The following is a 12,592-nucleotide window of genomic DNA, read 5'->3' as shown; positions in this document are numbered from 1 at the left end:
TTTTTATAAGGAGACCCTATGTCCATCATATCAACACTCTTAAACAGCCTAGTTGCGCTAGAGTTTTTCTATATCATGTATTTAGAAACTTTTGCAACACCTTCAGCTACAACCGCTAAAGTTTTTAACCTGTCTCAAGAAGAATTAAAAAGAGATAGCGTGACTGTGCTATTTAAAAATCAAGGTGTTTATAACGGCCTGATCGCTATTGGCTTACTGTACGCCACTTTTATGGCAAATGCATCACTTGAAATCAGTAGGTTGATACTCATCTACATCGTTTTAGTTGCTTTATATGGTAGCCTAACCAGTAATAAAAAAATCATCTTAACACAGGGTGGTCTGGCAATACTCGCATTAGTCTCTACTTGCTTCTAAATCACTATCTACTATACAAATAAAACGCTCCGGCATTTAATTAGATGCCAGGGCGTTTTATTTTTTCACTTAAATAATCCACTATTCAAAATAGGTTACTTAACCTTTTATAACTTGTATCATTTTTTGCCCCAGTAAGGTGACAATAAACACGGCGACAAAAACAAGCGTGATTGTGGCACTAGCTGGTGCCCCACTCTCATAAGAAATGACAAGACCAGATAACATGCCGATAAACCCAATTACCACGGCTAAAATAAGTACCTGTTTAAAAGTCAAACCAATTCGCATCGCAATAGATGCTGGCATGACCATAATCGCTGATACTAATAAGGCACCTGCAACTGGAATCATTAAAGCGATTGCGACCCCTGTCACGATATTAAACAATATTGACATCGCCCTCACTGGCAATCCATCAACAAAGGCTGTATCCTCATCAAAAGTCATCACGTACATTGGTCTCATAAATAATATAAATGCGATTAGCACAACACCTGCAAGAATGCCCAGCAAGATAACTTGTGTGGAAGAAACAGTTACAATAGAGCCAAACAAATATTGATCTAAATTAACACCCTTACCTCTGCCCGCACTAGAGAATATAAGCGCTAGAGATAGCCCTAAACTCATCAATATAGCTGTCGCAACTTCTAAAAAGTTTCGGTACAGTCTTCTTAAATACTCTAACAGTATGGCTGCTAGAATCACGATAATAATCGTTGAAAGATTAGGGGAAATGCCGATAAATAAACCGAATGCAACACCCGCCAATGACACATGACTCAAAGTATCACTCATGAGACTTTGACGACGTAAAACCAAAAATACGCCTAATAATGGCGCAAATAAGGCCATTGCAACAATCGCAAAAAATGCACGTTGCATAAATTCATATTGAAACAGACTAAACACCTAACACCTCCTTATCCTTAATATGAGTTAAATGATCATCAAGCAATTCACCTGATGATTCATGAACACTAAAACAACGCCAAGGGGTATTTTGTTTACGCACCAGGTGAATATTACGATCCGCGAATGCTTTGACATCTGCAGCATCATGGGTAATCATCAGCACCGCTTTGCCATGTTTATGCGCGGCATGATGCATCAATCTATAAAATTCCGAACGGCTGACATCATCCATACCCGTTGTAGGTTCATCTAAAATGAATAAATCCGGGTCGCTAGCAAACATTCTAGCTATCGCAACCCTTTGTTTTTGACCACCAGATAAGGCCCCCATCCGTCTGTTACGTTGTTCCCACATCCCAACTGAGCGAAGCGATTTTTCAACATGTTCTAAATCATGTGACGTCACACGTTTAAACCACCCATTTCTAGGAAAACGACCACTAGTAACAAATTCCTTTACTGTACTTGGAAAACCTGCATTAAAACTCGCAATTTGTTGCGGCAAATACGATATTCTTAATTTTTTACCTTTTGTATTTTTCTTGGCAATCACAATCTCACCAGTTTTTGGTTTGATAATCCCTAAGCTAGCCTTAACTAATGTGGATTTTGCTGCGCCATTTTCTCCAGTTAATGTTACAAATTCACCTGCTTCAACCTGAAATGAAACACCTGCTAATACGGGTTCTGCGTCATATACAAAACTTAAATCTTTGACCTTGATATATGGCATCAAAACTTCCTCTCCATTTTATTTAAAAATGTCATAATCGTCTGCTGTTCTTGTGCTGTGAACTCTGAGATAACTTCAGAATACGTTGCTAGTGTTGCCTCATGATGATGACCATGCTCTTTTGCTATCGGCATACCTTCTTCTGATAAATACCAAAGGACAACTCGCTCATCTGACCTAGATTTTTCAGAGACAATCAAATTCAGTTCCCGCAATTTTTTGAGTGCTTTTGTTACTGCTGCAGGAGATACATTTAACATCTCGGCCATCTTAGCATTTGTTAGCTTACCTGCTAATAGTAACATCAAAATATGCTCTTGTGTGTTGGTTAAATCTGCACCAGATTCGCATTTTCCAAGCAAAATTTCTTGTTTGTTCTCAGCCAATTGCATGATTTTTGCAAAAAATAAATCAATGCTTTGACTCAACTCTTGTGTCTTTTTGTCCATATTACCACATTTCCTTTACCAGTTAAGTATATCATCCTCTAAAAAAATGTCAAGAAAAACGGATAATCTTTATAGACTGTCCGTTTCTTTATAAAAATCTTCATAGACTGCATCTTGAAGTTGACGCAATCTTTCAGGATCCTTACCACCTACAGCTTTGCCATCAATTTCTGAAACCACCATACATATCGAAGCCGAACTGGAGATGATCACCTCATCTGCCAAAAGCATCTCATCAACCGTAAACGGTGTCTCAGAAGTGCCAAAACCTAGCGCTTCACTGGCAAGTAATAGATATTTTCTAGCAATTCCAGGTAGAATCCAATTATCTAGCGGTGCTGTTTGAAATACACCATTAACTAATATACTAACATTACTGTGCGCGCATTCAGTGACACGCTGATCCCTGTGAAATACAACCTCATCTAGACCTTTTAAAGTTGCTTCTTGTGAAGCAATGACGTTTGGTAAAAGATTTAAGGTCTTGATATGACAAAACTCAAATCGTTTATCTTGGGCGGTCATCACTTTTAACCGTACATCTTTATCTGTATCAATCGGCCAAGGACTCATATAAATCGATAAGTTAGGGATAATATCTGGTGAATAACTGTGATCTCTAGGTGCTGTGCCACGACTGACTTGGAAATAGATAAAGTAATCGGCCTCATCTAGTTTGCCAACTAATGTTTTCAACAACTGCTCAAGCTCCGTTATGGTAAAGTCTGGATTAATCCCAACAAGTGCCATACTTGAGAAAAAGCGTTCTAAATGATCAGTTAACTTAAAAATGATACCATTTCGGGAAACTGTCGCATCATAAATACCATCTCCAAAAAAATGTGAGCGGTCATTAAAAGGGACCATCATCTCAGATATGCTAGAAATTTTACCGTTATAATATGCTAAATCTTTCATTTTTTGCCTCCATCTTTCTTAAGCAAATACCCCAAAGAACCACTACTATCGTAGGCTACCTCTCACAACATACGCTGACTCAAGTTAACTTTTGATTACAGCATCCGAACTAAATAAACTTCGTCGCAGAACCCCTTGATACTATTACAGAGACGACGTGCTTTCTTTTCATGATAGCAAAGTGCAAAAACAGTAGGACCACTACCACTCATCAAAACGCCATCAGCACCACTAGATAATAACCGATTTTTAATCTTCAAAATCAAAGGGTGTTTGTCAATTGTAACATCCTCTAGTGAATTTCCCATATAGGTTAACACATTGTCTATGTCGCCATTCATCACGGCTACCTCTAAACTACTGATATCGGGATGACTAATCGTCTCACTATTGACATGTCGGAAAATTTCAGGTGTTGATACCCCAAAATCAGGCTTAACAAGTATTACCCAAGGCTTTTTCGCATTTGCGATTGGTTTAACGTATTCACCACGACCTGTCACACGAGCTGTCTGTCCATAAACACAATAGGGGACGTCTGAGCCTATCTGTTCACCTAATTTTGCCAATGCTTCTTGGCTTAAATTAAGTTGCCAAAGTTTGTTCAAAGCACGTAGCGTTGCCGCAGCATCAGAAGATCCGCCAGCTAAACCAGCTGCAATCGGTATTTTTTTATCAATAAAGATTTCAACACCTTTTTGGATATGAAATGTTTGCTTAATGAGTACCGCAGCTTTATAGGCATGGTTTTTTTTGTTTAAAGGTACAAAACTAGAATTTGATTGTAATCTAATACCAGTCTCGTCAGGCATCTCTTTCACTGTGATACGATCTGACAAATCGACGCTTGCCATAATCATATCCAGTTCATGATAGCCATCTTCACGCTTCCCTTTAACATCCAAACCCAAATTTATCTTAGCTGGTGCTTTTTCTATAATCTCCATAACAATATTCTATCATATTATCTGAAGACAGTTAAGAGGCTGATGATTAGTTAGTCTTTTCACTCAACGGCAACTTGAACCGATAATCCCCGCCATCTGTCAAAGACACACTGATCACCAACTTTTCTCCTGTTTTTTGATACTCAACCCGACCATGGTTAAACACAATTTTACCATTTGTTTGATCATGACTCATACCCACTGTCATCTTTGCCATCAGTTGTGCAATTAAAAATGATTTTTGGCTATTTAGATTTTTTTGATTGTCCACTACTGCCGTCAAGTAAAAACTTAATATCAAACTAAAAATGACCGAAATCGACAATACCGAAAGGAGAATCCCAGCTTTTACTTGGCGCTTGAAAATGCATAGATAAATAGTCTCTCATCTCCTTTTCTAAAAATTAAACGAATTGCTACGATATTTTGCTGCGCTGAAATAACACTAGATGAAATACCAAAAATCAACGGATGATAGCCTTGACCACCTGCATTAGTTTTTCGAAAGTCATCACTACCTGCTTTGACACCGTATCGACGCACGCCATTAGCTGTCATGAGATACAAAAAATTATCTTGCACGTTATCCAGCTTAGCACCTTCAAAGTCTCGTCTCAATAAATTACAAAAATTTTGCCACTCTCTGTCATCTGATTTTCTGATGCTATCAAGCTCTTGTGAAATTATCCTAGTCATCCCTTGCATGACCAAAACAGATAATGAAATCACAAAAAGTGCTACCAATGTTTCCAATAAAGTAAAGGCTTTAAGGTTTCTCTTGTCGTATTTCAAGACGCAGCACCTCCTCACTATCATTTGAAATCGTAAGCAGGTTATCTGTTTTAACCAAATGAATCACGACACCGTTTGCACTTAAGGTTGTTTGCTTGCTATCATAAGCCATAAATGCAACATTAAGTTCCTCTATCTCCTTATTTTGTCGATAAAGTAATAAGCGATTAGCTGAAATTTCTCTTAGCACAACGAATGTGATGACACCTAACAAAACCATTGTAATGAGACTTTCTAACAGAATATACGCATTAACTTGTCGTTTTTTTATATAAACCACTTCCTAACTGTAACTGATATGTGATTGTTTGATTATCATGATAAGGTAGTTGTACCACGATCTTAGCCCGTTTAATAGATTGAATATTACCGTTTGGGTTAAAGGTAATATCAAAATCAGAGAAAATCGTTTCTTTGGGTACTAAAAGCACTTCCCCATTTAGGCTAATGACATTATTTGTGGCAGATATCTTTCTCACCTCTGCCCTAGTAAGCGCCTGTGATTGTTGGTGCCTTAATTTATTTTCAAACTCAAGCACAAATAGTTCTCCTCGAATGATGTGGACTGTTTGTCGAAAGTTCGTCTCAAACAAGACGATAAACGCGCAGGTAATTGTCAAAACCAATAACGACTCAAAAACTGTAAATCCTCTAGTCTGTTGGAATCTCTGGCGTTTCTCCTTTATTTTTAGCTGTTTCATAATACGCATGATAAGCATCCACCTGTTCTTGTGTGATATTGCCATTTTTTAGCAATATAGTCAAAGAAACTTTCCCTGAATGGGTCATTTTATATAATTCAGCTTGCGTTGCTACAACTTTAACTACTGCTGCATTACCAGTCTCTTTAACTGTCTGTTTTTGATTAGACAAATTGGGGACAAAAAGCATGATCAGCACACTAATAATAATCAGAACTAGCAACATTTCAATAAGCGTAAACGAATCAACCCTTTTTTTAACTATATTTATCTTCTTTTTCTTCATCTCATAGTCCTATATCCATCTGAGCATAGATAGGTAGTAACATCGCTGCATAGATTAATACGATCATTAAAGCCACCAATAAAAAAATGAATGGCTGTATTAAATTTAGCGACGTATCTACCCTATGAAAAAATGACTGCCATGATAACTCTGAATAAAGTAACAGTTCATCGCCTAGCTTTGCTTTCATTTCTCCATATTCAATAATTAAAGCAAGTTCCGGTGTAAAAAATCTATAAGTTGCGATTGGCTTATGAAAAGACTCTCCCGACTGCATACTTGCCAACAAGTCTTGCCCCACTTCACGAAATAACCTATCTTCTTGCGTCAGCATCAACTCGACTATTTGACTTAAGGGCAGGCCGTGTTTGATCAAGTTCCCCCATTCTCTTGCATAAAAAGCGGTTAAATAGAGTTTTACGAATTTACCAATACAAGGCAAAGTACCTATTTTTTGAAAATTACGCAAGGCAGATGTTTGTCTAAAATAATGCCTGAACAACAAAACAGCAATGATTAAGAGACCACTTACAGACAAAATGCCTGAAGGCAGATAATGTAAAACGATACTAGCAATATTTTCTCTACCAACTTGTGGTAACAGGTAATTTTTCATCCCTACCATCATCATAATCAACGTGACAACTAATATCAAAGGATAGGTACTCACCGCAATTAACTTATTCCTGACTTGTGCTTTGCTTGTTAAGTTGTTGGTAATCAAAGCTAATGTTTGACTAAGATTACCGTGGTGGTCTGACAGTGCTATCTGCGTGACGACTGACTCCGAAAACTGTAAGGTCGAAAAAATTTGTGACAAACTTTGACCATCTGATAGACAAGTACGCATCGTCGTGACAAATGTTTGATCAACAAGTTTCGAGCGTTCAAGAAAATGTATCATCTCTGATAAATTGAAGCCACTACTCAATAAATTATGCATCAAAGTCATCAGTTTGACTTGTTGTTTGATGGGTATTTTTTTCTGATGATGCCATATCACTGCTAATATCTCCTGATTTAACGAGCCCTTCAATTTTGTTATGCCAAGTTTGAGTTGTGTGATTAAGAAAGTTTTTATCAGCATAAGTTAAGATCCCTTTTCCACCTATAAGACGTTGATAAACAATCGCAGATAAGGCGTTTGTCAACTCACTTGAGTCAATACCAAGTTCTATTAATCTTGCATAAACACCACTAATCGATCTGGCATGAACAGTCGAGAATACAGTATAGCCTGTTAAGCTAGCGCGAATCACTGCCCGGGCAGTTTCTTGATCTCGTATCTCACCTACTATCACCAGATCAGGCATATGACGAAGTGAGAGTTTAATCAGATGATCATAGGTATTGCCAATCGCTTCATTTAGCTGTAACTGTAAAAATTCTGGACTAACAAGCTCCACCGGATCCTCAATGGTAATCACCTGTCTTTCAAAAAACTTTTCTTTTGCAATATGGTTCATCAGTGTTGTTTTTCCAGACCCCACTGGACCAGAAAATAGATAAAGACCTCGTCTGTCTACCAACGACAAGACATCTGTCAAATCTGTTTCATCCCAAAATAGCAAAGGCGCATCCGACTTAGGCAATAGGCGTAATACTAAGCTTTCACGATTTTGAAAATCACCCACCGTAGATAATCTAATTCTTAATGTTTGTGCAGCTATCACATAACTACAAGAGCCTAGTTGTGTGCGTCTTTTTTCACCAACGTTCATACCAGCAATAAATTTGAAATGAGAAATTAAACTTTGTCCAATTGACTCTGAGAAGACAGCATAGTGTTTGCGAGATGCTGAATGTCGCAAACTAATTGAGAAAGTCCCCTCGGTTGGTAAAATATAGATATCACTAGCACCAAAATCAAGTGCATTGAGTAAGAGTTTGATCGCGATTTTTTGTACCATTTTTATACCTCTATATTTATACGCAAAAAATCTGCTAGCAACGCTAACAGATTTTTTATATCAATAGAGTATAGCTAATGAATACTTATCTTTCATAGGATAGCATACTAAGTATTAAAACAAATCATCAAACAGACTTAATTGGTTGTCTTCAGGCATATTTCCTAAAATGCCCATCTCATCCATCTTATCCACTAAAGTTTGAGAAACGCCTGCACGTTTTCTGAGTTCAGTCTTACTTAAGAACTCTCCATCTGCGCGTGCCTTTACAATCTGTCTGGCTACATTACCACCTAGACCATCCATGGCAGAAAAAGGCGGAATCAACGTATCATCATCGATAATAAACTCATCAGCTTCACTACGATACAAATCTAACTTGCCAAACTTAAAGCCACGTTCCAACATCTCATTACAAAGTTCTAAAGTGCTAAACAGCGCATTTTCAACATTGGTAGCTTCAAACCCTTTGCTTTTAATTTCTGTCATTCTTGTTTTGACAGCAGCTAAGCCATCTCCCATTACTTTCAAATCAAAAGCATTAGCACGAATAGAAAACCAGGCACAATAGTAATAGATTGGCATATGCACCTTAAAGTAGGCAACACGTAATGCCATCATGATATAAGCTGCCGCATGGGCTTTGGGAAACATATACTTAATCTTACTACACGAGTCAATGTACCACTCAGGTACATTATTTTCTCGCATGGCAGCAATATAAGTCTCACGCTCTTCATCGTCTATCTTGTTCCATAACCCTTTTCTCACGCGCTCCATAATCGTAAAGGCCATAGATTCATCTAATCCCGCGTGGATTAGATACACCATAATATCATCTCGACACCCGATAACGTTTGCTAAGTTGGCAATCCCTTGCTTGATTAATTCTTGTGCATTCCCTAACCATACATCGGTACCATGAGACAAGCCTGAAATCTGCAATAATTCTGCAAACGTACTAGGTTTCGTCTCTTCCAACATGCCACGAACAAATGCTGTCCCCATTTCAGGGACACCTAAGGTACCAGTCTTTGAAAAAATTTGTTCTGGTGTCACCCCTAAGACCTCTGTTCCAGCAAAAATTTTCATGACATCTGGGTCATCCATCGGGATAGTTGAGGCATCCATACCAGATAAATCTTGAAGTTTACGAATCATGGTCGGATCATCATGCCCAAGGATATCAAGTTTTAAGATGTTGTCATGAATGGCATGGAAATCAAAATGCGTTGTCTTCCATTCGGCATTGATATCCTCAGCTGGATAAGCAACCGGACTAAAATCATAAACATCCATATAGCCTGGAATAACAATGATCCCACCGGGATGTTGACCAGTTGTCCGTTTTACACCGGTACTACCTGCAGCTAAACGCTCTATCTCGGCCCCCCGGTAGTAATGACCATAATCTCGTTCATAGCCTTTAACAAATCCAAAAGCTGTTTTCTCAGCTACCGTACCAATTGTTCCCGCACGAAAGGCATAGTCTTCCCCGAAAATATCTCGAACATCTAAATGCGCACTAGGCTGATCTGCTCCGGAAAAGTTAAGGTCTATATCGGGTACTTTGTCCCCTTTAAATCCTAAAAACGTTTCAAAAGGAATATCATGTCCATCTTTTTTCAAGCGCTCACCACAGTTTGGACAAGCTTTTTCAGGCATATCAAATCCTGACCCATATTGACCTTCTGTGAAAAACTCCGAAAATTGACACCCAGGACAAACATAATGTGGTGGCAAGGGATTAACCTCTGTAATCCCTGTCATGGTCGCGACAAAGGAGGAGCCGACTGAGCCACGAGACCCGACAAGATAGCCACGGTTATTAGAGCGTTCAACAAGAATCTGAGAGATGAGATAAATAACAGAGAACCCATTTCCGATAATGGAATTCAACTCTTTCTCAATTCTTAAATCGACAATATCAGGTAAAGGGTTGCCATAAATGGCATGAGACTTCTCATAAGTCAGCTTAGCCATTTTTTCCTCAGATTCAGGAATATAAGGTGTGTAAAGATCTTGTCTGACTGGTGTTAGCACATCAAATGACTCTGCCATTTTTTGGGTATTTTCAATGACAATTTCTCTTGCCACTTCCTCTCCTAAAAAGGCAAACGCATCAAGCATTTCATTGGTCGTTCTAAAGTGAACTTCTGGTAAGGGCGCTGGCATGGCATGTTCACCGCGTCCAATAGGTCGGTTGATCATAGCTCCTGCCCCAAGAGAGCGGACAATGATTTCACGATAAACTGCGTCTTCTGGGTTTATATAATGGACATTTCCCGTTGCAAGAACTGGTTTACCAAGCTGATTTGCAATCTTTAACATATCTTTTAAAATACGTTGCAGCTCAATCTCATCTTTAACCGTTTCTTTGACAATCAAAGGACGATAGACCGCAGGTGGCATAATTTCTATAAAATCGTAGTAATCAGCAATCTTTAATGCATCATCAAACGATTTATTCGTCACCGCCTCAAATACTTCCCCTTCAGAACATGCTGAGCCTACAATAAGCCCGTCACGATGTGCTTCAAGTACTGATTTAGGGATTCTAGGTACGCCAGCAAAATAGTTAACATTTGAGAAAGAAATTAGCTTAAATAGATTTTTCAGCCCTGTTTGTGTTTTCGCATAAATCGTCGCATGTTTGACGCGTGCTCTTTTATACGAATTTTCATCAACAACCTTTGTATTGAGATCACTCAGTTTTTCAATATTGAATTTTTGTTTGGCATCGTTGAGAAAAATAAATAAGAGTCGTCCAGTTGCCTCAGCATCAAAGTTAGCCAAATGGTGATTTTCCAAAGAAACTTGAAAACGTTTCGTCAAAGGACCCAAGCCATGACGTTTAATTTCTGGATATAGATTACGAGCAAATTCGAGTGTATCAATCACTGGCTGACTAATCACTGGTAAGTCAAAGCGTTGATAGTTCATGTTCATAAAGCCGACATCAAATGTGGCATTATGGGCGACAAGAATACTCCCTTCACAAAATGTTTGAAAAGATTTCAGAACATCTTCTAAGGGTTTTGAGCCTTTTAGCATATCATCGGTAATACCTGTCAACTGAGTTGTAAACTCACTGACCGGATGGCCTGGATCGATGAACTCATCAAATTGTTCGATGACATTGCCTTTGTGCATTTTTGATGCTGCAACCTGAATTAATTGGTTGTAAACAGCTGAAAGCCCTGTCGTTTCCACATCAAATACAACATAAGTTGAGTCAGATAGACTACTATCGTCTTCATTATAGGTAATAGGGACTCTATCTTCTACTAGGTTGGCTTCGATACCATAAAGAATTTTGACGCCATTTTTCTTACCTGCTGAGTGAGCATGTGGAAAACTTTGCGCTCCTGCATGATCCGTAATCGCAATCGCTTTGTGCCCCCAACGTGCAGCTTGTGCAACTAAATCAGAGACATCTGCAATCGCATCCATCGTCGACATATTGGTGTGAGCATGAAATTCAACACGTTTTGCATCATCAGGCATTAAATCTTTGCGGATATTTTTAGCCTTAATTTCGATCATATCACGGACACTCATGACAAGTTCATGCTTATACTGGTCCATCTGAACGCTACCCTTAACTTTGAGCCACATTCCTTTTTTGACCAAATCAAACATCGCCTGCTCTTCAGGCTTTCTACCCCATTTTTGGATAATAAAAGAGCTACTATAGTCTGTCATCTTCACTTCAAGCATATGACTTTCTTTGCCTGTTGTGCGATTTTTGAATACTTTATGTTCAGCTGCAAACACATAGCCCTCAAACGTGACATTCGCTTCCTCGTTGACGATATCTTTCATCTGAACAACAGGATCAGTGGACTTGATTTCTTTACCTAAGGCAAGATGAGTCGGTGATAGGTGTAGGTCTTTTTGCGGCGCTGATGCTTGGTCTTCAAAATAGGCGGGATCAGGCTGGTTAGCAAGAATTTCAGCTAAAGCTGCTTCGGATTTCTTTTCGTACTCAGCGACTAACTTATCCGTTAAGTCATAATCAATTTTGGGTATGATATGTAGATCTGTAAAGCCAAAATCTTGAAAATGTTTTTCCATAACTGGAAAATAATGCTTCACAAAATACTCTAAATTCGACAACTCACCGACTAAGAGCTGTGCATCTGAGGACTGGTTGCCTGCGATAAATTGATATTTCTTGAAAATGGCTGTAAAACTAGGCGTATCACACCCCTTTTTTTCAAAAACTTCTGGCAAATACGCATTTAACAAGGCTTCATCAAAACTGCCATCACTTGTTTTGATACTTACCTCTGTTTTAGCAATATTTGAAAAAGCCATCTCTAATCGATAGACAAGCTCTTTATAAATAGTAATTGGTAAAATACTAGGAAAAGTCAAATAAAAATGCCAAATTTTACTAACAGCATGTACTTCTACTTTGTCAATATGACCTTGAAATACTGGATTGTTTCTAATATCAACCGGCATTTCCAGCTGATCCATTAGTTTCTCAAATAACTCGTTCATTAGACTTCTTTCTTAATTTCATGAATTGATGTTACTTTTATTATAGCACAT

The 12,592-nt window shown here is 38.4% G+C and carries 14 protein-coding genes; 1 reads left to right on the top strand and 13 read right to left on the bottom strand.

Going from position 1 to position 12,592, the window contains the following annotated elements; translation table 11 throughout:
* Positions 1-18: 18 nt before the first annotated feature.
* On the top strand, positions 19-378 hold the full coding sequence (locus tag RU87_RS00920) for a DUF1304 domain-containing protein (protein ID WP_068159537.1): 360 nt from the start codon (positions 19-21) through the stop codon (positions 376-378).
* A 99-nt stretch (positions 379-477) separates the two neighbouring features.
* Here the strand turns inward: RU87_RS00920 and RU87_RS00915 are convergent, their stop codons facing one another.
* From RU87_RS00915 to RU87_RS00855, 13 genes are all read right to left on the bottom strand, one after another.
* Positions 478-1,293: a metal ABC transporter permease gene (locus RU87_RS00915; protein WP_068159540.1), complete on the bottom strand. Its 816-nt coding sequence runs from the start codon at positions 1,291-1,293 to the stop codon at positions 478-480.
* On the bottom strand, positions 1,286-2,029 hold the full coding sequence (locus RU87_RS00910) for a metal ABC transporter ATP-binding protein (protein WP_068159544.1): 744 nt from the start codon (positions 2,027-2,029) through the stop codon (positions 1,286-1,288). The genes RU87_RS00915 and RU87_RS00910 overlap by 8 nt, the downstream gene beginning before the upstream one ends.
* Entirely contained in the window at positions 2,029-2,478 is a 450-nt protein-coding gene (locus tag RU87_RS00905) for a zinc-dependent MarR family transcriptional regulator (protein WP_068159548.1), read from the bottom strand. Before RU87_RS00905 ends, RU87_RS00910 begins: the two co-directional genes overlap by 1 nt.
* Positions 2,479-2,547: 69 nt before the next feature.
* On the bottom strand, positions 2,548-3,396 hold the full coding sequence (locus RU87_RS00900; RefSeq protein ID WP_068159551.1) for an aminotransferase class IV: 849 nt from the start codon (positions 3,394-3,396) through the stop codon (positions 2,548-2,550).
* Positions 3,397-3,491: 95 nt separating this feature from the next.
* Positions 3,492-4,343, bottom strand: coding sequence for a 4-(cytidine 5'-diphospho)-2-C-methyl-D-erythritol kinase (gene ispE, locus RU87_RS00895; protein ID WP_068159565.1), 852 nt, complete (start codon positions 4,341-4,343; stop codon positions 3,492-3,494).
* A gap of 46 nt (positions 4,344-4,389) precedes the next feature.
* Positions 4,390-4,644 carry a competence type IV pilus minor pilin ComGG gene (gene comGG, locus RU87_RS09595; protein WP_269447759.1) on the bottom strand — a complete coding sequence of 85 codons (255 nt, stop codon included), beginning with the start codon at positions 4,642-4,644 and terminating at the stop codon, positions 4,390-4,392.
* Between the two features lie 47 nt (positions 4,645-4,691).
* Entirely contained in the window at positions 4,692-5,135 is a 444-nt protein-coding gene (comGF, locus tag RU87_RS00885; RefSeq protein ID WP_068159573.1) for a competence type IV pilus minor pilin ComGF, read from the bottom strand.
* Positions 5,110-5,415, bottom strand: a complete 306-nt coding sequence (gene comGE, locus RU87_RS00880) for a competence type IV pilus minor pilin ComGE (protein ID WP_068159577.1) — start codon at positions 5,413-5,415, stop codon at positions 5,110-5,112. Before comGE ends, comGF begins: the two co-directional genes overlap by 26 nt.
* Entirely contained in the window at positions 5,387-5,845 is a 459-nt protein-coding gene (gene comGD, locus RU87_RS09565) for a competence type IV pilus minor pilin ComGD (protein WP_143471352.1), read from the bottom strand. The genes comGE and comGD overlap by 29 nt, the downstream gene beginning before the upstream one ends.
* A complete protein-coding gene (gene comGC / locus RU87_RS00870) occupies positions 5,787-6,122 on the bottom strand; it encodes a competence type IV pilus major pilin ComGC (RefSeq protein ID WP_068159581.1) in 336 nt (111 codons plus the stop codon). Before comGC ends, comGD begins: the two co-directional genes overlap by 59 nt.
* A 1-nt stretch (position 6,123) precedes the next feature.
* The gene (gene comGB / locus RU87_RS00865) at positions 6,124-7,125 is read right to left on the bottom strand and encodes a competence type IV pilus assembly protein ComGB (protein ID WP_167373816.1); all 1,002 of its coding nucleotides are present in this window, start codon (positions 7,123-7,125) and stop codon (positions 6,124-6,126) included.
* On the bottom strand, positions 7,058-8,032 hold the full coding sequence (gene comGA, locus RU87_RS00860) for a competence type IV pilus ATPase ComGA (protein WP_068159583.1): 975 nt from the start codon (positions 8,030-8,032) through the stop codon (positions 7,058-7,060). Before comGA ends, comGB begins: the two co-directional genes overlap by 68 nt.
* Positions 8,033-8,146: 114 nt before the next feature.
* Positions 8,147-12,541 (bottom strand): PolC-type DNA polymerase III, encoded by a 4,395-nt coding sequence (locus RU87_RS00855; protein WP_068159587.1) that lies wholly within the window; start codon positions 12,539-12,541, stop codon positions 8,147-8,149.
* Positions 12,542-12,592: the final 51 nt, after the last annotated feature.

The sequence above is a fragment of the Pseudolactococcus plantarum genome, assembly GCF_002441715.1.
In the GTDB taxonomy this organism is placed as follows: domain Bacteria; phylum Bacillota; class Bacilli; order Lactobacillales; family Streptococcaceae; genus Pseudolactococcus; species Pseudolactococcus plantarum.
The sequence above is the reverse complement of the archived record's forward strand: the minus strand, read 5'-3'. Positions and strand labels throughout refer to the sequence as shown.